We start from the raw sequence: 21,125 nt of genomic DNA on the forward strand, positions 1-21,125 counted from the left end.
AACTCGCACAATTGCAACAGAGCATCCTAATTTTGTTAGGAATCTCATAATTTTATCACAAACTTGTTTCTTTTCCTTACCGGCATCCGTTTTAATTTGTCAGGCAAGCGGGATGCCGGCCTTATCTTACTTATTCTAGATTAGTAGAATTTTTCATGTAAAGCTCCCTCTTTAAACGTACAATCTCCCAGGGCATAAGACAAAATTTTCTCAAATTTGTGCGGATCTACTTGAGTGTTCCAATCGCGATCAACATTCTCTCCAAAAAGATGCCAATGCTCGTGTTTTAGAATACTCGAAATTTTGCGAGGGGCGTGTTCCCAGCGCTGCCTGTTAAATATTTCGATAACAGTCGCACCGGGATTGCAAAAAATTTGATTAAATATCCCCGCACCATGAGCGCCGGCAACCACGTTGGCTTCAGAAAATATGCGAATTTGATCGGCTAATTTGTAATCTTCACAGTTAATTACTTCAAAACCATATTCCCGAAGAATCGGGAGTAATTCATTTTCATTACTAATGCTGCGGGAAGCTTTGGCACGAGAGATATAAATCCGACGGGTTGGGGATGGATGGTGAGCAGTGCCGGTTGCTGCCGTTACCAAGCGTTCTCGCATTTTATACAAATGTACTGCTTTCGGAACCCCCATTTTATCGGCTGCGTGACAGAAAAGTAAGTTTTCAAAACAAAGGCATTCCTCTCTTACTTCAAAAATTCTATCTTGAGAAACTCCCAATAATTCCAGGCTTTCCAGCCGATAAGCTTCGGGAGCAGCATTAACAATCACCTTAAAATCTGTTTGTAAAGGATCTAAAAGTGCTAGTCTGGGCAGGTAATCCATCAGCCAGTGGGCGTAATTTGCGGCAGAATATTTGCCGACTAAAGAGACATATTTTCCGGGAATCGGTTGAGGAGGAAAACTTGCCGAAGCAGAGGAGAGAGAATTCAACAAAACTGTTAACCGATCAACAGGTTCTGCTGTTGATTGGGAAACCATTTCGAGTTCAGGGGTCATCACAAATCCGCTTGAACCCAAAATAATTGCATTCGGCATTTCACAGGTAAATGTTTCGCGAATTGGGTAACGCACCATTCCGTAAAGATGAGAGTAGTACAATTCGCCTCGTTTTACAGAGTGGCAGATCCGTGATTCATGAAATTGAGTTAGCCGGAGCCGGCCATGCTTAACTAAATCAAAACTATCTTCGACAATTGTTTTTGAGGCTTCACATTCTTGAATGGTTGCAGGATTAAAGTTTTCTACCGGCCAACCACGCTGTGATGCCAAATCGAGAAGATTAACAACCGTAATGGAAGATAATTCTTGCCGGCTCAATAAGCTTTTTATGAAAACGCTCAGTTGTTCAACTTTCGGATAAATGAAGTACATAAATAGATCCGAGTTGTACAGCTTGTTTGAAACAAACTTACGGAGAGGCTTAAGAGTCCTTCGGAGATTGAAACCGGCAGCCTGCTCTGGGGTGGTTGAGTGCGTAGATTGCAGCATAATAAAATTAAGTGTCGCTTTAGTAAAGTCTGCGATAGCAAGCAATGGCTTGCTCGGTGTTGGTTAAGCAAACCTTTTGTAGAGGCATATTCCCTAATGTATCGTTAAGGGCGGCAGTGGCTTACCTTCGGTACAAATCGGCGGTTAAGTAAGCGCTTGTAAGGAAGGGTAAACCATCTTTTCTTGAGAAAGTAATGGCTCATTATAACGCCTTTTAGCGAGCTAAGCAGTAGCGGCTGAGATCTTTAGACTTTTTCAATTTTGCAGAGTCCTAAAGGTGGCAGATTCCCTAAGAGAGCCGGCATCGGTTCAGGCAGCAGAAGCCGCATTCATTCTTTTACGATGCCCCAAGCATTTTTTGATGATTAAGGAATAGAAAAACGCTGATTTTTTTATTGTGCCACTTGCGCCGGCAGGAACAAATATTAAGGAATGGATTCGTTAAAATCACTGTGAGAGCGCAAGCGTAGTGGAACGTTTAATCAAATGAGCAAGCTCAACCGGCCTAATAGTAAGGTATCTGAAACCCAACGTCGTTTCAAGCAGCCAGTGGTAAAATTTCCGGCGTGGGCAATAACGCCTATACTGCTAGGGAGTATTGTTCTAGCCGGCATCTGCACAGCCGTCATGCCGGCATCCGCAGCCGAACGCGTCATGCTGCGGCTTGGCCCTTTTCAGCAGTCAGTAGAAATTGCAGATTTAGAACGTTTCGCCGAGACGGGCGAAGTCTCTACCAACCTTCAACCCATAGCTTATTTGCTAACCCCGGATGTGCGGCGAGTGCTATCTGATCGTCTGGAACTCAGCCCCGATCAGGCAAGCGACCTAGTAGATGAGCTATTAAAATCACCTGGGGGAGATCGAATTGTTCAGGCAGTTCGGTTAATATTGCCTGGGATCGGCATTGAGCAAGTTGAAGCAGCCTTGATGCTGGCAGCCAGACAGGCAAACAACGTCAGCATCAGCAGCCTGTTTCGGGCGCTACCGGGCGAAACCATTACTGTGGATCTCAGTGCCCTAGTATCAGCACTTTCCAAACTTAATCTTCCCTATTTAGGCACAAAAGCTCTAGATTCTTACCTACAGCAGGAGTCGAGTGTCGAACACGAGCCGGTGCTGCCCAACTTTAACCCAGCCGCCGCCGGCGATAAACCTGTGCGGCAGCAAACCCTGACTTTTTCTGATCGGCAACGGGGGCGTTCCCTCCCCGTCGAAGTTTACTGGAGCACTCAGTCGGCAGACAGCCAGCAACCCCTCGTCGTCATCTCTCACGGGCTGGGTTCAGATCGCCAAGCTTTGGCCTATTTAGCCAGTCATCTCGCCTCTCACGGCATGACAGTCGCCGCCGTCGAACATCCCGGCAGCAATGTCGCTTGGCAAGCCGGTGCGCCGATTACCCTCGATCCTAGCCAACTCCTCGCACCCTCTGAATTTATTGATCGGCCTTTGGATGTTAGCTTTGTCCTTGATGAATTTGCCAAATTGAACCGGCAGTCTGGGTTGTTGCAGGGCAAACTTAACACCGATCAAGTGAGTATGATCGGTCATTCTTTGGGAGGCTACACAGCCTTAGCCCTTGCCGGCGGCGAATTACAGCTAGATGAATTACGAGACTTTTGCAAAAATAAGCTGCCGGTGGGCTACTCTGCCGCAGACTGGTTGCAATGTTCAGCAGCTAACTTAATCGGCAACCGTCGGCAGTTGCAAGATGAACGGGTTGTGCAAGTCATTGCCCTCAACCCGATTGTGGGACGCTTATTCGGGCAAACCGGCCTGAGCAAAGTTACCACGCCCACGTTAATTTTGGCGGCAACAGAAGACGTACTTGCGCCGGCACTTAACCACCAGCTACAGCCGTTTACTCAACTTGCCGGTGATAAATATCTGATAACAGCCATTGGCGGCACCCATTTAAGTGTGACTGAATCGGCTAACCTAACCCGTGCCGGTGGCCAAAATTCCATCGTCAAAGAACGTAGAGGGGCGGATATCGAACCCCTGCGCCAACTGCTGCAAGGCGTCAGTCTGGCATTTATCAAACAGCAGACACCAGAAGCGCAAACTTATGCCCCCTTCCTCTCACCTACCTACGCCCGATCCCTATCTACCCAGGCGCTGCCTCTGCGTTTGAGTACAGAATTGCCGGCTAATTTGAGTCGGTGGCTGCAAGTTGGCACTCAAGAATGAAGCGTCAGGGAGAGGGGCTAAAGATAAGAAAGGGTGAAAAAGAACAATCGCAACAGTCATTTTATTGCGGAAACACAAAGAACTTAGAATTCACAATTTATAAAAGTTCTCAAGTGTGAATTCTAAGTTCTTTGTTCTTTTCAAACTTCACTTTTTTCCAAAACTTTACGTTTAAGCAGCCCCTAGCCCCTAGTCCTTCTCTTAGAGACTTGGAGTGACGCCGGTCTCAAGGCCGGTAGCGCGTGTAATGCTTGTGTAGCCCATATTTCCTGCGATTTCGCGAAGCACTGTAATTTGCTCCTCAAAGTTGAGCCGTTCGATTATGCCCAACACATCATTGATTGCTGGAGTCGCTTGGTAATTACCCGGCATATCTACAACCGTATCTCCCATCGCTTGCGACCAAGCAAACCAGACTACCAACTGATTATTTGGCGTTAGAGAACCGTAAGCGTGAGAATATTCTGTGTCGTCCCGGTTCACAATTGCACGCATAATATTCAATTGTTCTTCATCAGACAGCTCAATAAAGTCTCCTAGCAGCATCGGTGCCAACTCTGGTTGCGCCACATCTGGAGCGGCTGGGGTTATAGAACCTCCCATCTTTTTGTAGATATAATACAGCAGAGCTAGCTTTTCATCAGTTCCCAAAGCTTCAAACCTTTGAGCAACATTTTGAGTATCTTTTGAAAGCGCTTCAGGCGGTTTAGAAGGATTATTTGAAGCCATAAACAATCTCCACAAATATTTTTTTGTTCAATTTCTTCGCTCTTATACATTTACTTGATATTTATTCTAACCTTCATCTACCCAAGGGGAGATTTAAACAATTTCTATCTCTTAATCGCATCGCTCTTTTGGCTAGGATGAGGGAATTTGGAGAGTTGGGAGAACCCACAAAAAAGAAAAAATCTTGTTTGACTTTTTACCTTATTTACCCACACAAAAGCATTCGAGTCTAATTATTTTGACCTAAATTATTATCCGCTTATATGCTATCAAATCGATATACTAATGTAATTTTCAAGCGATGAAAGCTTCAGCCGGCCTGCGAATCTTGAAAAAGTAAAATGCCGGTAAAGACCACGATTGGGGGCTTCACCTTGCATAATTTGTTCTCGGACAAGCCAAAGCAATTAGAAAACAAACATCACCCCCACAAACGTGCCTAAGCCTGCCCAGTGCGACCGGCAAGATTCGCCACCACCGCAGCCAACTCAGCCGGACTCACAGGTTTCGGCATATGGATTTGAAATCCTGCCAACAAAGTCCGCCGCCGGTCTTCCTCCCTCGCATACGCCGTCAGTGCCGCTGCCGGCAGAAACTCCCCGCGTTCCGCATCAAGCGCCCTCACCTGGCGGATCAAAGCATAACCATCCTCTTGAGGCATTCCAATATCGCTCACCAAAACATTAGGGTTGAACTGTTTAATCTGTGCCATTGCCTCCCGAACCGATCCAGCCGTTTTCACAAGGGCACCGCACTCTTCCAGCGCTGTCAAGAGAAAATCCCGTGCATCCGCCTCATCATCCACCACCAGCACCCGCAAGCCCTCAAGGCTGGGGGCGAGGTCAAAAGCAACCCCACTATCAACGGTTGGGTGTACCCGTTCCGGATCGCCGGTGATACTGCAAGCAGCCCTCAGCGGCAGCTTCACCGTAAACGTCGAGCCTAAACCCTCGCCCGGACTGGAGGCGTGAACACTGCCGCCGTGCAGTTCTGCTAAGTGGCGCACAATTGCCAACCCCAGCCCTAACCCGCTAGACTCCCTAGTTGTTGAGCCATCTGCTTGGCGAAAGCGGTCGAAGACGAAGGGCAAAAACTCAGCTTTGATGCCAATTCCTGTATCGCTGACCCTAATTTCAACGTGGGAGTTAATGCGTTCGAGGGTAATCGTCACGCGGCCTCTGGGAGTAAACTTAATCGCATTAGATAGCAAGTTCCAAACGATCTGCTGCAAGCGGTCGGAGTCGCCAGAAACCAACCCGGCCTTTGGATCGAGGACAGACTGAATCCGAATCGCTTTCGCGTCCGCTGCTGGATGCACGGAATCAATGGCTGCCTCAATAATCGGCATTAATTCAATTGGGCGGACATTCAGGCGCAGCTTGCCGGTGATAATGCGTGAAACATCGAGAAGGTCTTTAATCAGCTGAAACTGCGCTCGGGCATTGCGCTCAATGGTTTGCAAAGCCCTTCGGGTCTTTTCCTCGTCGAACTTGCGGCTTAGTAAAAACTGCGTCCAGCCAAGAATTGAATTGAGCGGCGTGCGGAGTTCGTGGGACAGTGTTGTTAGAAACTCATCTTTGAGCCGATTTGCCTCCTGAGCTTCGCGATAAAGACGAGCGTTGTGAATGGCAAAAGCCGCACGGTGGGCCAGCTCCTCTGCCAGAGTTAAGTCAGATGCCTCATAGCGCCGGCGATCCGAACCTTCCAATACAAAGGTAATTGCCCCCAGCGTCCGCCCACGGGCAATCAGCGGCACCACCATCGCCGAACATAAGCCCAACTCCCGCAGAATTCGCAGATGTTCGGCATCGTGAGCAGACGTGACTAGCAACTGATCAGGAATCTCTGAATACAGTTCCGAGCATCCTGTGCGGATAACATTGGGCATTCCCCAGTGTGCTTTGGCATCGATGGGATAGCGTTGCTGTAGTTGGCGGGCCAGTTCCACCTTTGCCGGCTCGACATGAGCCACTGCCAGCGATTGAATTGAGCCATCGCTTTCGACCATATCAATCGCACACCAGTCGGCAATGCGAGGCACTGCTAGACGGGCCACACTATCCAGCGTGGTTTGATATTCCAGGGAGTGAGCCAGTACCGCGCTGGCATCGGCCAGAAAGCGCTCTTGCTCCTCTGCCCGTTTTTGGTCTTCCGTATCCGTAGCAGTTCCCAACCACGCCAGAATGCGGTCTTCTTGATATTTGATCGGAACGGTGCGTCCTTGGTGCCAGCGGTAAACGCCATCAGCCCGTCTCAAGCGAAACTCAATCGAGAAGCCGATGCCGGTTTTAAGGGAAGTCGCCCACTGCATGAGGAATGAGCGTAAGTCGTCGGGATGGACGATCTGCCGCGCTCCGTACTGTTTCGTCTCCTCCAAAGTTAGCCCTGTGTAATCGAACCAACTTTGGTTGCAGTATTCAATTGCTGCATCGGGAGTAGACAAACACACCAGTTGGGGCAGCGCCTCAGCGAGTGAGCGGTAACGTTCCTCGCTGAGGCGGAGCGCTTCTTCTGTTTGCTTGCGTTCTGTGATATCTAAAAATGCCGCGACGCACCCTCTCGTGTTGCCCGCTTCGTCAAATAAGGGAGCGGCATACTCCAGCAGTTTCACGATTGTGCCATCTTCATGGACAACGTCGAGTTCTGCGTCCAAAATCTCTACCCCATTCGCGGCAGCCTGCTGCATGGGGAGTTCCTCTGGGGATAGTTCCTTTGCGTTTTGATAGACTTTGAAACTTGAAGGTTTTTCCTCAGCGGGAGCGCTTAGTGAAGCATTGATCTGCGGGGAAATCTTCAACTGTTTTGCAAAAGCAGGGTTAACTCGGATTGTTTTACACTCCGCATCTTCGGCAATACCAATTCCAATCGGAATCACTTCTAATAAAGTTTGCAGCTCTTTGACGCGCCGCTCTAGCGCTTGATTGAGTTTGAGGATTTTTTCTTGAGCCAGGTGGCGTTCGGTGATGTCGGTATTGACTCCGATCCATTTATAGGGATTGCCTCGCTCATCCCACAAAATGGTTGCCCGATCCACCCAGTACAGCAACGTTCCATCCTGGCGCTGTACCCGGTACTCTTGCAAAAAGGGTTCGCCGGTTTTAAGGTGCTGTTCCACCGCAGCCATGACGCGCCGGCGATCATCGGGATGAATCACATTTTCCCAGCCTTGCAACGTTCTAGGAAATTCCCCTGGGGCGTATCCTAAATACTCATCAATATTGCCAAACCACTCGACGCGCCGGCTATTGATTTCCCATTCATAAATTAAGTCGCTGGCACACTCTGCGGCAATGCGAAATCGCTCTTTTGCTTGCGCCACAGCGGCTAGTGCACTGGAGCGCTCAGTGACATCTAGAACTAAAGACAGCACGGAAACTAATTTACCAGACTCATCTAACTGAGCCGAGTTATACCACTCACAAACAACAACTGAACCATTTTTTGTATAGTTACGATTGTATGAAATATTCCGTACTTCTATGCCGTTAACTAACCGGCTCAGTATAGTGGTGACTGCTTCTACATCCTCATCAAAGATGAGTGACCACTCAGTTGGTTGCTTGAAGATTACTTCATCTGGCTGCCAGCCAAATAGCCTTTCAGCGCTTGTTGACCACCGTCTTACGCGAAATTCTCGATCCCATTCAATCACTGCCAGCGGGGTATTTTCGACATGAAAATTAAGTTTTTGAAGTGCGAAGCGCAGGGCTTCTTCCATGCGCTTGCGTTCTGTTAAATCAACAATGAAGCAAACACAATTTTCTTGAGATTCTTCTAGCAAAGCGGTACCCACTAAAACGGGGACGCGAGTGCCATCTTTGCGAATATATTCTTTTTCCCAAGGCGTGCCATTTCCTGATACTTTGACTTCGCCAATTTTTTGTTCGTCGAGCCGGCGATATTCTGGCGGGGTCATAACATCCCAGCGTAAAGCGCCTGAGTGCAGATCCTCTTTTGTGTAGCCGAGCATCTGTAAAAATGCGTCGTTAGCGTCGGTAATGTGGCCGCTAAAGTCGGCGAAAAAGATTCCCATGAGGTTGGATTCAGCCAAACGACGAAACCGCGCTTCGCTTTGTCTCAAGGCTTCTTCAGCCTGCCGGCGTTCAGTGATGTCGATGCCGGTGCCGATGATATATTCAACTTCACCGGCACCGTCGTGCAGAATCGTGTTAGACCAAGCGATCAGCCGGCGGCGCTTGTCTTTGGTTAACCAGTCGTTGTCATATTGGTTGTGAAGCTCATTGGCTTGTAAGTTCTGGAATACGCGTTTAACCGGCTCGACTTGTTCTGGAGGGATGAACTTGTCCCAAACATAAGCGCCTTTAACTTCGTTAAATGTATATCCTGTTGCCTGCTCACAAGCTCGGTTAAAGCTAACAATTCGTCCCTGCCGATCAAGAACCACCACTAAACTGCCAATGGTATCGAGTACGGCAGCCGTAAAATCGCGTTCTTTGCGGAGTGCTTCTTCAGCTCTTTTGCGCTCGCTGATATCGGCAATTAAAGCCATTGCGTTGCTAACATTGCCTTCTGCATCCGGCAGCGGTGCTCCCCAAACAGCAATATCTATTTTCTCTCCTGATTTTTTTTGCCGGCACACTTCCACCCCAGGAACTAGCTGTCCTTGCAAATTCTGCTTATGCAAGGCGCGGAATTCTTCCTGTTTCTCTGGTGGGACAAAAGGAACGAGGTGATTTAACACCTCTTGTTCTGTCCAACCAAATATTTTCTCAGCGGCTGGACTCCACATCTTAATGTTGGCGTGATCATCCAAAGCAATAACTGCAATCGGCGAAGCTTGAATCAATGTCTGAAGCATCTGATTCGTTTCTCGCAGCGCTGTTTCTGCTTGTTTTAATTCAGTTATGTCACGGGTAATGTTCAACAAAGATTGGGTTGAACCATCCTTGGCAAATTCAGGAACAATCCGAGATTGATAGTATTTGATTCCGCTGGGTGTGGCGAAACTATTCTCTATTACGCACTGTTGTCCTGTTGCCAGCGCTTGACGAAATGTTTGTTCCCATTTAGCGAGGAGTTCCGCTGGTAAGCCTAACTCCCAGAGAGTTTTTCCGATGAAGAATGCCGGTGGCATTCCCGTCACTTGTTCAACCGCTTGATTCATGTAAAGGTATCGCAGATTTTTATCTAAGCGTGCGATAACATCCGGCGCATTTTCAGCGAGTGCTTTAAATTCTTGTTCTCGCTGGTGCAGTTCTTCCTCCGTCCGCTTGCGTTTTGTAATATCGCGGAAATAAATGGAAAGCCCTTCCGGGGAAGGATACGTGCGATTTTCAAACCATGTATTTAAGAAGCAAAACTCTTCAAAGGTTGCGGGGGCTTGCTGTGCGAATGAGCGGTGACATTCATGATAAAAAATTTCGCCAACTGCTTGAGGAAATACTTCCCATATATTCTTGCCAAGCAATTCTTCTCGTGTTTTGCCAACCATTCGTGCGGCTGCCTGGTTGACATAGGTATAGCGCCACTCCCGATCTAAGGAGATAAAGCCATCGGTGATGCTCTCTAGAATATTGATGGTTTGTTGCTGTGCTGCTTCGGCTGTTATGCGTAGCTGCTGCTCACGGCGAGTCGCCTCTTGCCGCAGTTTTGCCATTTGCAGGTGAGTGCGGACGCGAGCGAGCAATTCACGGGCGGAGAAGGGCTTGATCAGGTAGTCATCCGCACCGGCTTCGAGTCCTTCAATGCTGGATTCTTCCCCAGAACGGGCAGAGAGCAGAATCACCGGCACTTGTTGTGTATCTGTGCCGGCACGCAGTTCTCGCAATAGTCCGATTCCATCTAAATGGGGCATCATCACGTCGCTGAGAATTAAGTCAAAACTCCCCTCGCGTGCGGCGGCTAGGGCGGCTGCTCCATCTGCTACCGCCTCGACTTCATAATATTGCTCTAACAAGCCCTTGACATAATCCCGCATATCTGCACTGTCATCAGCCAAAAGGATGCGCTTCCCGGAGGGGGGGAAGGGGGATGGGTTCGGGTTCTGCGGCGTTTCTACGGGTGCCGGCAGCCATCGTTGGGCTTCTTCGATATATGCGGTAGCACCGAGGGCGGTTGAGGCGAGGGTACGGGTGCCGCCGATGCGATCTGCCGGCAGGTGGCGGATGCCGGTGGGAATGGAAACGGTGAACGTGGTGCCCACTCCGACTTGGCTACTAACTTCGACGGTGCCGCCATGTAGTTGCACGAGTTCTTGCACTAAGGCTAAACCGATGCCGGTGCCTTCATGGGTGCGACTGCTCGCACCTCGCACGCGGTGGAAGCGCTGGAAAAGATGGGGCAGTTCTTCCGGTGGGATGCCGGTGCCGGTGTCGCGCACCTGGAGAATCGAGAATGAGGGTTGGGAGCTTTCTTGATTGTTGATTTTTAATGGCTCACTCTCTATTTTTAGAGAGACTTCGATTTCGCCTTCAAACGTAAATTTAAACGCATTCGAGAGTAAATTGAAAACGATTTTCTCCCACATTTCCCGATCTACAAACACGGGTTCGCCGAGTGGGGGACAATTGACGATGAAGCGCAAACTCGCTCGTTCGATGGCTGAGCGAAACACACTGGCAAGTTCTGCGGTGAATGTTGCCAAGTCAGTTGGCTGATAAACAGCTTGCACGCGCCCTGCTTCGAGGCGGGAAAAATCTAGCAGGGTATTCACAAGCTTGAGCAAGCGTAAGCTGTTGCGGTGGACTGTTTCCAGCTGTTCGCGATACCTGGGCGAGAGTGAGTCTTCCGGATCGGCCAAAATATCCTCAACCGGCCCCAGTAAAAGCGTCAGGGGGGTGCGAAACTCGTGACTGACGTTGCTAAAAAAGGCTGTCTTCGCCCGATCAATCTCGGCGAGTGCCTCAGATCGCTTGCGTTCTTCTTCGTAAGCGCGGGCGTTGGCGATGGCTGTAGCGATGTGGCCGGCTGCCAACTCAAAGAAATTTCGATAGTCTTCATCAAGTGCCCTACGTGGGCTAACACCGGCCACTAAAAGGCCGGCGGGTTGATTTTGGCCGGGTTGCGCCACCGGCACTACAACGGCTGAGTTGTCAATTGCCGGGGAGTGGTTGTGAGTTGAGCCGGCCAAGCTTTGCCCATCATGACAAGCCGGTTCTGCTGCGTTTGTCTGTGTTTGGGCTAATAATGGCCAGCTTTTGGGAAATTCTTGCTCAGTAGATAAGTTTATCGTTTGGGGAGGCGGGGGTGCCGTGGGAGTTAACCCGGTTGTTCCCGCGAGATGGGCGGTGCGTCCCTCAGCGTCGAGCAAATAAAGTAAAGCAAAGGGAATGTCTGTGGGGTTGCCGGCCAGTGTTTTTAGGGCGATAGAGCAGGCATCCCCAGCAGTTTTTGCTTCGGCAGCACCGGCAGCTAATTCGCGCAAGGTGCGCTGCCGGCGTTCCCTCAGCACGCGACTGGTGGTTTCGTTGACGGCTGTAAAGACTCCGCATACCTTACCGCTGTCGTCTCGAATCGCGCTATAGGAAAATGTGAAGTAGGTTTCTTCAACGTAGCCGCTGCGCTCCATTTCGAGCAACAGATCGTCAGACCAAGTTGCCTCTCCTGTAGCGAATACACCCTCAAGCATTGGGCCAATGATTGGCCAAATTTCTGGCCAAACCTCACGTCCAGGTTTACCTACAGATTTCGGGTGTCTTAGAGTGCCAAGAATTGGGATGTAGGCATCGTTATACAAAACAATCAGATCCGCACCCAACCAGAGAATCATCGGGAAGCGAGACGCCAGACAGATACTCAGGGCTGTGCGCCAGCTTTGGGGCCAGTTTTCCACCGGCCCAAGGGCTGTGCTTGACCAGTCGAGCGCTCGCATCAGGGCACCCATCTGTCCGCCGCCGGCGAACACATCTTCTGGTACAGTCGCCTTTATGGGATCTATCCAATTCTCCATCTGGGCGTCTCCTTTTGCGTCAACTCGCACGCAACTCTTCAAGCACTAAGGTATAAGAATTAGTTTACTGCCGGTATCCCTCATGTGTGGTAACTTGCCGGTCACCACGCATGAGGTGATTAACGTGATGTCCTTGTTACAAAAACCGTAAGTTTTATACTTTTAAGATGTGTTTTCTTACGGCGAGGTACAGTCTTTTCCTGCCTACCTGCACTAGACTAGAGCTGCAACCCCATGCAATTCTTTGCCTAGCTTAATACGAGAGCATCGATTATGGACTACCTTTTTGCAGTCGTCACCCCCCTTGCGGTGGCAATTATTGGTGGATGTACTGTGCGCTCTGTGAAAATTATCAGTGAAGAAAATGAAGCCCTGGTTGAGCGACTGGGCAAATTCCATCGCAAACTGGAATCCGGTCTCAACTTTATTAATCCTATCCTCGATACGGTTGTTTTAGAAGACACGCTCAGCGAACGAGTGTTGGAGCTGAAGCCAAGCCAAGCAATTACCAAAGATAATGTTTCGCTGATTATAGATGCAGTGCTTTACTGGCGGGTGATAGAACTAGAACTGGCTTATTACAAAGTTCAAGATATTGAAGAAGCGCTGAGAAAGTTGGTTCTTACCACGCTCCGATCTGAGATTGGGGAGATGGATTTACAGAAGACTTTCTACTCCAGAAAAGATATTAATAAAGCGATGTTGCGAGAGTTGGATGATGTCACTGACCGTTGGGGTGTTAAAGTGACCCGCGTTGAGGTGCAGGAAATTACGCCAACACCGAAAGTCATTGAAGCGATGGAGTTAAAACGAGCGGCGGAATTTAAAAAACAAGCAGATATTTTGGAGGCTGAGGGCACTGTGCGAGCAATGGAACTGCTTTCAACTGCCATCAAATCCCAGTCTAATAGTAAAGATATTTTGCAGTTTCTTGTGGCTCAAAGATATGTAGAAGCGAATCAAAAATTGAGTGAAAGCCCGAATGCAAAAATTGTTTTTATGGGTTCAGAACCTTTGGGTTCCTCAATGGGTGAGTTGTTAAATAACTCGACGATTAGTCCTCCTGAAAGCAATGGCTCTAATTCAAGTTCTAAAAACCTGAGTTCGGGTTAAGCAGAAGGAAGGAAAAACGCATTGATATTGAGAGAGAGCTTCTTTGGCTGATGGCAATAGGCAATTAATCCACAGACTAAATTCACCAAGAAATTGACCGGATTGCGATGCCTAGAATGCTCAATGTCACAGATGTTTTTCAATTGGAAGGGTAATTGTCTCGATTATGGAGCGTTTGCGGATAAGCAGTTTATCTATCAGTGGCATCAGCTTATTGTTCATATTGCGCTTCACCGAAGAGCAAAAAAGTTCTTCTAGACTAAGCATGGGACGAGCAAGTCTTGCTGTTGTCTGATAACTTTTAGCTGACTCGCTTGTCCCTTCCTTATCCCGAACTCAGGCTACTGGTAGTGTTTGAGAGGCAATTCAACTTGGAACTTTGAGCCTTTACTCACTTCACTTGTAACATGGATGTGCCCGCTATGAGCTTGGACAATTTGCTGGGTGATCGCCAACCCTAACCCAAAGCCGCCACTGTCTTGAGAACGCTGAGTGTCTACCCGGTAGAAGCGATCAAAGATATAGGGGAGGTCGGTTTCTGGAATTCCAATACCTGTGTCGATTACTTGAATCATTGCCCAACCGAGGTGAGGCACCAGGCGAACCAGGATTGCGCCACCAGCAGGGGTATATTTACAGGCATTGTTGAGCAAATTTTTGATTGCTTGTTGTAGCAAATCAGGATCAGCCCACAGTTCGATCAGTTGCTCAGGCTGCTCGTAGGTCAGGTTGATAGTTTGCTGTTCTGCTAAGGTTGCAAACTGAGTTACCAAACTTTTGAGCAAATCGTTAAGGTTGATTAATTTGAGTGACTCTGGTGTAAGCTGCCCTTGATGACGAGCAAGCAATAACAGATTATTGACGAGCATACCCATTGATTTCGCACTATCCACAATGTTTTCTAAAGGAGGGTGATAGTGAGAATCATTGGGGGCGATGAGTAATCCGAGTTGAGCATTGGTCAGAATCGCGGAAATGGGCGAGCGCAACTCATGAGAAGCATCTGCTGTGAACCGTTGAAGCTGTTGATAGGCTTGCCGAATCGGTTGCATGGCAAAGCCGCTGAGAATCCAGCCGGTAAGCGCAATTAGCCCTAATGTGATCGGTACTGTTAGAGTCATTGCCATCTGAAGCTGCTGAAGTTCTTGTTGAGTCTCCATCAGAGGAGTGGCAACCTGAAAATACCCCAAAGTTCCAGTTCTGCCCTCTACAGGTAATGTCACCTGACGGAGCCAAATTTTTTCCTGCCAAAGTGGATCTGTCGATTGAACCGTGAGATAACCGAGGGGTGTATTTAACTGGTCTGGAGAAGACGCTCCAAAAAAGCGAACGAGTCGTCCTTGCGCGTTGTACCAGCGCACATAAATCAGATCCTCTGTAAGTGGATGTGAACCACTACCCAACAAAGGAACATGGCTCAGATCGATCTGGCTCTGGCCTTGACGAACTTCATAATGCACACTGGCAGCCATTACTCTGGTCTTATCGTAGAGCAAGCGATCAAGTGCTTCCAGTTTTTCCTTGATCTCGATCTGATAAATCACTCCAGCAAATAGCACTAGAATGCTTCCCATCGAAAGGGTGAACCAACGAGCCAGGTTGCGACGACTTCGGTTAAACACGTCTTGCTTTCAAGATTTATGCTTTTCAGGGGGCGTCAGGCGATAGCCCATGCCATAGATGCTCTCCACCCAATCAGCCGCTCCTACAGTCTGCAAGCGTTGACGCAGTTTGCGAACTAGGACAGTCATTGCATTGCTTTCGGGTTCGGTTCCCCATTCCCACACTGCCTGCTCAATCTGGTTGCGGGTTAACACTTGCCGGGGATGGCGCATGAAGTACTCCAACAGTTGGAACTCACGACTGGATAGAGAAACAGTTGCACCTTGCCGCTCGACAGTCAGGGTATCGAGGTGGAGGTGGAAATCCTCAAGACTCAGTGTATCTCCCTGCCAGAGGGGTGATCGCCGTCTTAATGCCCGGACTCGTGCCATGAACTCCACCAGGTCGATCGGTTTCACCAGGTAGTCATCTGCACCGGCATCTAATCCAGTTACTTTTTCAGGCGTGGTGTCTCTTGCCGTGATCATCAAGACTGGAGCCGTTTTTCCCGCTGCTCGATATTGCCGGCAGAGGGTTACACCACTGACACGCGGTAACATCCAGTCTAGAACCAGCAGATCATATTCTTTTTCTGATAGAAGCCACTGAGCGGTCTCTCCATCTTTTACCCCATCGACGCTGTGCCCTGCCTGGGACAGTGCCATTTGCAGCGGCATTAGTTGTTTTGGGTCATCTTCCACCAGCAAAACTCTCATTCCTTTGCTGCTCCCCCTTGCGGCTTGCCAGATTGAAAATAGGCATTTAGTGTAATGTAAACATCTCCTTTGAGCCAGATTTTCAGGCAGACCAGGCTGTACTAGAGTGCAGATAACGAAACATACAAGCTGATGAGAAACAGTAGTGGGTGGCGTACGACAAAACAATGGCTGCGAGCATCAGGGGCAGAGTTCTGGTTGCCACTGCCGTTTGTGGCGATTGCCTTTTGGTTTGGCACCAATATTCTGATGGCTCAAGAGCTGCGGCAACCCCAACCAACCGAAACGAAACTTCAGGCAGACACTCAGCTTAAAGCGACTGTATCCATCAACATCCTGCTGATCAATGCAATCATCAATCGGCAGCAGGGAGTTACGCAGGTTGAGGTAAAAACAACGGAACCTATCTTGAAGCGGTTGGAACTGGAATTGCCGATGACCGACACCAATCAAATCGAGGCGGCGATCGCGCAAGAACTTCAGTTATCTCGTCAAGATGTGCGGCAACTCGTTCGTTATGAAATTGTTGAATGAGCTTGCTGTGTCAATAGACAAAATGCGCCAATCGCCATTGCAATCACATAAACCCTGTGAAATAGAGCTTGCAAATCCATAAGCTACCTCCGTTTCTTCTTAGTCCTAAATCACAAATGTGATCCAAAAATGAGCAGTAGAAATTTGGCGCTCACTTTTAACTCACTTTCTTGAAGGACGCTAGAGAAGTAGTGAAGCAGGCAACGCTGGCTTACGGTAGCCTTGCCGCTCCAGATTGTATGGGGCCAGGAGGAAATGGGATGGTAGTACTAGATAGCGTCAAATCAACGGAACATCAATGGCATCACCTTTCTCAGGAGCAGGTTGTCCGTTCGCTCAAAACTGATCCTGAAAGGGGATTGTCTTTTACAGAAGCAGCAGAACGACATGATCGCTTTGGTCCTAATCAGTTAACCGCTCAGAAAAAACAGAGTGCCTGGTTGCGATTTCTTCAGCAATTCAATCAACCGCTGCTCTATATTTTGCTGGTTGCGGGACTGGTGACGGCGTTTCTGCAAGAGTGGATCGATTCGGGCGTGATTTTTGGGGTGGCGCTGCTTAATGCCATCATTGGCTTTGTCCAAGAGGCAAAGGCAGAGGATGCGATTGCTGCTTTATCGGAAGCTGTCACGACTGATGCAACCATTCGCCGCAACGGTCAAAAGCAAGTGGTTTCATCCCGCGAACTAGTTCCCGGCGATCTCGTCCTACTCTCTTCTGGCGATAAAGTACCTGCCGATCTGCGGCTGCTTGAAATTCGTGACTTACAGGTAGACGAATCAGCCCTCACAGGAGAATCGGTTCCAGTCGAAAAAACCCTTCAGCCCCTAGAAGCAGATACTCCGCTAGCAGAGCGCACCAATATGGCGTACACCGGCAGCCTCATCACCTTTGGGCAGGGGCTTGGAGTTGTTGTAGGCATTGGTGAGATGACCGAAACCGGACACCTCTCCCAACTGATGCAATAGAGTACAGCCATAGAAACTCCCCTGACTCGTAAAATTGACAAATTCAGCAAAACCTTGCTGTACGTTGTATTGGGCTTGGCGACCTTCACCTTTGTCGTTGGCGTGGCTCAAGGGTTTTCCTTAATTGAGGTGTTCAAAGCAGCGGTTGCACTGGCAGTCAGTGCGATTCCTGAAGGGTTACCTGCCATCCTCACAGTGACATTGGCCATCGGGGTATCTCAAATGGCAAAACATCATGCCATCATCCGCAAATTACCGGCGATCGAGACACTAGGCAGCACTACTGTAATTTGTTCCGACAAAACCGGAACCCTGACCCAGAATCAAATGACGGTTCAGGAAATTGACGCAGGTGGAAGGCGGTATCGGGTGAGCGGTGGAGGGTATGCACCCGATGGAGAAATCTCCCTGAATGGACATGCAATTGATCTGGCAAAGACACCAGCTTTATATGAATGCCTCCAAGCCGGACTGTTGTGCAATGACTCTCATCTAGAAGTGCAGGACGGAAACTGGATGGTGATCGGTAGCCCCACAGAAGGAGCACTGGTTGCTGCCGCCCACAAAGCTGGACTCAGTACAGATAAGCTGGAGCAGGCGCTTCCTCGACTCGACATCCTACCGTTTGAATCTCAATTTCAATACATGGCAACACTACATCGTAGCCGCCCAGAACCGTTGATTTATGTCAAAGGTTCGGCTGAAGCCATCCTCAAGCGATGTCGTCAAATGCTGGATGAAGATGGAAAGGCGATTGCCCTCAACCCAACGCAAATTGAGCAAACTGTAGAGAACATGGCAAAAAAAGGGCTGCGGGTTCTGGCACTTGCCAGGAAAGCTGTCCCTGGCTCTCAAAGCTTGATCGAGCATTCTGATCTGGAGCAAGGTTTAGTATTTCTGGGGCTGGAAGGCATGATCGATCCGCCCCGTCCCGAAGCGATTCAAGCCATTGAATCCTGTAAATCTGCGGGGATTCAGGTCAAGATGATCACAGGCGACCATGCCAAAACAGCAGCCGCGATCGCTCAACAGATGGGTCTAAATTCAACTCAGAATGCACCTGTTGTCACAGGTCAAGAACTTGCGCGACTGGATGAGCAAGGATTAGCCAACGCCGTTGCACAAAGCAATGTATTTGCACGAGTTGCACCCGAACAAAAACTGCGGATTGTGGAAGCGCTCCAAGCCAAAGGTGAAATTGTGGCAATGACCGGAGATGGAGTCAACGATGCGCCTGCCCTGAAGCAAGCTGACATCGGGGTAGCAATGGGCATCACGGGCACTGAAGTCACGAAAGAAGCGGCAGATATGATTCTAACAGACGACAACTTTGCCTCGATCGAGGAAGCTATCGAGGAAGGACGCACCGTTTATAAGAATCTATTGCGGGCAATCGCCTTCATCCTGCCGGTGAACGGTGGCGAATCCATGACCATCTTGATTGCCGTAATGCTGGCAACGCCACTGCCTATTTTACCAATACAAATTCTCTGGCTAAATATGGTCAGTTCCGTGGCCTTGAGTCTACCGTTGGCATTTGAGCCACCTTCGCCAGATACAATGCAACAGCCGCCTCGTCCTGTGAATGAACCTCTGTTGTCGCGCAGGCTGATCACACGAATTTTAACTGTCTCACTGTTTAACTGGATTGTGATCTTTGGCACCTTTGAATGGATTATACAAACGACTGGAAACGAAGCTCTAGCACGAACAATGGCAATCCAGGCATTGGTTGCAGCAGAAGCCTTTTACCTGTTAAGCATTAGCCGATTTGTTCCGGCGATCGCTGCGAAGCTACGTGGTAAAAATGAGCCATTCGGTTACGCAGTGGCGATCGGCATTGCAAGTGTTCTACTGTTTCAGTTCCTGTTTAGCCAGTGGAGCATCATGAACCAGCTATTCACAACTGAAGCATTGACTCTAACTCAAGGCTTTATCTGTGTCGGTATTGGGATACCTATGATTGCTTTAGCTGCGTTGCTGAAGCGGATTGCTCCGCTGACATAAATGTCTTCAATAAAGCCGCTCTTCTGAGCGTGCTTACTCCGCAAAGTTTGTAGCGTTAACTATTCATCTTTTCTCATGACTCTTCATAATCTTAAACAGGCGATCGGCATCTTCTCCAATCATCAAGACGCAGAACAAGCAATAGCTGAGCTAAAAAACAAGGGCTTTCCCATGCACAAGCTCTCAGTGATTACCAAGTTTTCTCGTGATGACGATAGTTTAGATAGGCATTTAAATAGACAAAGTGTGCGGCAGCCTTCAATAACAAGAGCAGAGGGTGCAAAAACAGGCGCAATTACAGGAAGCATGGGAGTCGGTTCACTCGCCCTAATTTTTGGACTCGGCAGCCTGATAATTCCTGGTATTGGTCAGGCATTAGCGGTAGAAAGCCTTTTAACAACTTTTTTTGGCAGTGGAATTGCCGCAACTGCTGGTGGTCTATATGGTGCAGTTCGAGGATGGCTGGTGCCAGAAGAACAGGCGAAAAACTACAACGACAGATTTAACCAAGGAGATTATTTGATCATCATGGAGGCAGTAGAAAACGAGATCCTGATTGCTGAACCTGTCCTTAAATATTGGGGGATTCAGAGGTGGCGTGTCTATGACATATCTTGAATCTAAAGTAACGTCAGTTCGGGATAAGGAGGGATGGAACAGATATAACTGTCTAGTCAATTTGGTCTGCGGCTTGATTGCCTATTGCCACCAGCCAAATAAACCATCCCTCATACCCGATGCCTCTTTGCCCGCCTCTGTTTAACCCGAACTCACGTTAAATAAATTTAAGATACTTTAATAGCAATTCTCAATGGCATGAAAAATGGAGAAAAGTCAGAAAGACCTAGGGGAAGCCCCCTAAACCCCTGCAAATGGGGTTATCTGTTGAGCGTCAATACCCCTAAGGGCAATTCTGAATGAGTTCTTAGGATTTGAAATTTTAGATTGAACACACGAGAGAATTGCTATAAGCGCTTTTTTATTTTCGATAAATAGCATCAGCAACGCGGCAGACATCTCGCATTTCTCGAACATCATGAACCCGAAGGATATCGGCAGCACCGGCAACTGCGGCACAACAGGCGGCAGCGGTTCCCCAGACACGCGCTTTGGGTTCTGGTTGGTCTAAAATATGACCGATAAAGCTTTTACGTGAAGGGCCAACTAAAAGGGGGCAGCCGAGCGATTGGAACACCGGCAGTTGTCTGAGAATTTCTAGATTTTGCGCGTAATTTTTGGCAAATCCAATGCCGGGATCAATGATAATTCGAGAGCGCTTAATTCCTGCGGCAATCGCAGCATCAATTCGCTGGGTAAGAAATTCAGAGATTTCCCCAATCAAATCTTGATAATTTGTTAGCTTTTGCATGGTTTGGGGATTGCCCCGGATGTGCATCAACATCACCGGCACCCCGAGTTGCGCCACAACCGGCAGCATTTGGGGGTCAAAGGTGCCACCGGAGATGTCGTTGATGATATCTGCGCCGGCTGCAACGGCTGCCTGTGCCACCTGTGATCGGGCGGTATCAACAGAAATGGGCACCTCGTTCAAAGCTGTTGAGCCGGCTGCTTTCCGCAGTTCTCGCACCACCGGCACCACGCGCTCAATTTCTTCCTCAACAGACACCTCAAGCGCACCGGGACGAGTTGATTGCCCCCCCACATCAATGATGTCTGCGCCGGCATCTGCCAGTTCTTGAGCCTGCGCCACGGCAGCAGCCAGGGTGTTGAACGATCCGCCATCGCTAAAGCTATCGGGCGTAACGTTCAAAACACCCATCAAATAAGTGCGACTTCCCCAATTAAAGGTGCGTCCCCGAATGGTTAAAGGTGCCGGCATTGCCTACGC

The 21,125-nt window shown here is 48.9% G+C and carries 10 protein-coding genes and 2 pseudogenes; 5 read left to right on the forward strand and 7 right to left on the reverse strand.

What is annotated here, in order from left to right:
* Positions 1 to 140 precede the first annotated feature (140 nt).
* A complete protein-coding gene (locus H6F56_RS07365; protein ID WP_190666337.1) occupies positions 141 to 1,394 on the reverse strand; it encodes a glycosyltransferase family 61 protein in 1,254 nt (417 codons plus the stop codon).
* Between the two features lie 603 nt (positions 1,395 to 1,997).
* On the opposite strand from H6F56_RS07365, the gene H6F56_RS07370 reads away from it, so the two are divergent.
* Positions 1,998 to 3,698, forward strand: coding sequence for an alpha/beta hydrolase (locus H6F56_RS07370; protein WP_190666339.1), 1,701 nt, complete (start codon positions 1,998 to 2,000; stop codon positions 3,696 to 3,698).
* 201 nt (positions 3,699 to 3,899) lie between these two features.
* Here H6F56_RS07370 and H6F56_RS07375 read toward each other — a convergent pair whose 3' ends face one another.
* Both H6F56_RS07375 and H6F56_RS07380 read right to left on the reverse strand, forming a co-directional pair.
* Entirely contained in the window at positions 3,900 to 4,427 is a 528-nt protein-coding gene (locus H6F56_RS07375) for an orange carotenoid protein N-terminal domain-containing protein (protein ID WP_190666340.1), read from the reverse strand.
* Between the two features lie 439 nt (positions 4,428 to 4,866).
* The gene (locus H6F56_RS07380) at positions 4,867 to 12,336 is read right to left on the reverse strand and encodes a PAS domain S-box protein (protein ID WP_190666341.1); all 7,470 of its coding nucleotides are present in this window, start codon (positions 12,334 to 12,336) and stop codon (positions 4,867 to 4,869) included.
* A gap of 273 nt (positions 12,337 to 12,609) precedes the next feature.
* Here H6F56_RS07380 and H6F56_RS07385 point away from each other — a divergent pair, with 273 nt between their 5' ends.
* Complete coding sequence (locus tag H6F56_RS07385; RefSeq protein WP_190666342.1) at positions 12,610 to 13,449, forward strand: SPFH domain-containing protein; 840 nt, start codon at positions 12,610 to 12,612, stop codon at positions 13,447 to 13,449.
* On the opposite strand, the pseudogene H6F56_RS26205 reads toward H6F56_RS07385, so the two are convergent.
* From H6F56_RS26205 to rppA, 3 genes and pseudogenes are all read right to left on the reverse strand, one after another.
* Positions 13,446 to 13,701: pseudogene (locus H6F56_RS26205) on the reverse strand (transposase); the annotation flags it as partial. The gene H6F56_RS07385 and the pseudogene H6F56_RS26205 sit on opposite strands and share 4 nt — an antisense overlap.
* Positions 13,702 to 13,790: 89 nt before the next feature.
* Positions 13,791 to 15,071, reverse strand: a complete 1,281-nt coding sequence (locus tag H6F56_RS07395) for a sensor histidine kinase (RefSeq protein WP_190666344.1) — start codon at positions 15,069 to 15,071, stop codon at positions 13,791 to 13,793.
* A gap of 9 nt (positions 15,072 to 15,080) precedes the next feature.
* Positions 15,081 to 15,767 carry a two-component system response regulator RppA gene (rppA, locus tag H6F56_RS07400; RefSeq protein WP_190666345.1) on the reverse strand — a complete coding sequence of 229 codons (687 nt, stop codon included), beginning with the start codon at positions 15,765 to 15,767 and terminating at the stop codon, positions 15,081 to 15,083.
* Between the two features lie 132 nt (positions 15,768 to 15,899).
* Here rppA and H6F56_RS07405 point away from each other — a divergent pair, with 132 nt between their 5' ends.
* From H6F56_RS07405 to H6F56_RS07415, 3 genes and pseudogenes are all read left to right on the forward strand, one after another.
* Positions 15,900 to 16,301, forward strand: coding sequence for a hypothetical protein (locus tag H6F56_RS07405; RefSeq protein ID WP_190666348.1), 402 nt, complete (start codon positions 15,900 to 15,902; stop codon positions 16,299 to 16,301).
* A 260-nt stretch (positions 16,302 to 16,561) separates the two neighbouring features.
* Positions 16,562 to 19,276, forward strand: a pseudogene (locus tag H6F56_RS07410) (cation-translocating P-type ATPase).
* A gap of 75 nt (positions 19,277 to 19,351) precedes the next feature.
* Positions 19,352 to 19,894, forward strand: a complete 543-nt coding sequence (locus H6F56_RS07415) for a general stress protein (RefSeq protein WP_190666350.1) — start codon at positions 19,352 to 19,354, stop codon at positions 19,892 to 19,894.
* Positions 19,895 to 20,255: 361 nt separating this feature from the next.
* Here the strand turns inward: H6F56_RS07415 and folP are convergent, their stop codons facing one another.
* Positions 20,256 to 21,116, reverse strand: a complete 861-nt coding sequence (gene folP, locus H6F56_RS07420) for a dihydropteroate synthase (protein ID WP_190666352.1) — start codon at positions 21,114 to 21,116, stop codon at positions 20,256 to 20,258.
* Between the last annotated feature and the right edge of the window lie 9 nt (positions 21,117 to 21,125).

The organism is Microcoleus sp. FACHB-672 (genome assembly GCF_014695725.1).
Classification (GTDB): Bacteria; Cyanobacteriota; Cyanobacteriia; order Cyanobacteriales; family Oscillatoriaceae; genus FACHB-68.

What these genes read in the sequence shown, in the direction of transcription:
- H6F56_RS07365 (WP_190666337.1), bottom strand. Translation starts at nt 1,394, where the DNA reads ATGTACTTCATTTATCCGAAAGTTGAACAACTGAGCGTTTTCATAAAA.
- H6F56_RS07370 (WP_190666339.1), top strand. Translation starts at nt 1,998, where the DNA reads ATGAGCAAGCTCAACCGGCCTAATAGTAAGGTATCTGAAACCCAACGT.
- H6F56_RS07375 (WP_190666340.1), bottom strand. Translation starts at nt 4,427, where the DNA reads ATGGCTTCAAATAATCCTTCTAAACCGCCTGAAGCGCTTTCAAAAGAT.
- H6F56_RS07380 (WP_190666341.1), bottom strand. Translation starts at nt 12,336, where the DNA reads ATGGAGAATTGGATAGATCCCATAAAGGCGACTGTACCAGAAGATGTG.
- H6F56_RS07385 (WP_190666342.1), top strand. Translation starts at nt 12,610, where the DNA reads ATGGACTACCTTTTTGCAGTCGTCACCCCCCTTGCGGTGGCAATTATT.
- rppA (WP_190666345.1), bottom strand. Translation starts at nt 15,767, where the DNA reads ATGAGAGTTTTGCTGGTGGAAGATGACCCAAAACAACTAATGCCGCTG.
- H6F56_RS07405 (WP_190666348.1), top strand. Translation starts at nt 15,900, where the DNA reads ATGAGAAACAGTAGTGGGTGGCGTACGACAAAACAATGGCTGCGAGCA.
- H6F56_RS07415 (WP_190666350.1), top strand. Translation starts at nt 19,352, where the DNA reads ATGACTCTTCATAATCTTAAACAGGCGATCGGCATCTTCTCCAATCAT.
- folP (WP_190666352.1), bottom strand. Translation starts at nt 21,116, where the DNA reads ATGCCGGCACCTTTAACCATTCGGGGACGCACCTTTAATTGGGGAAGT.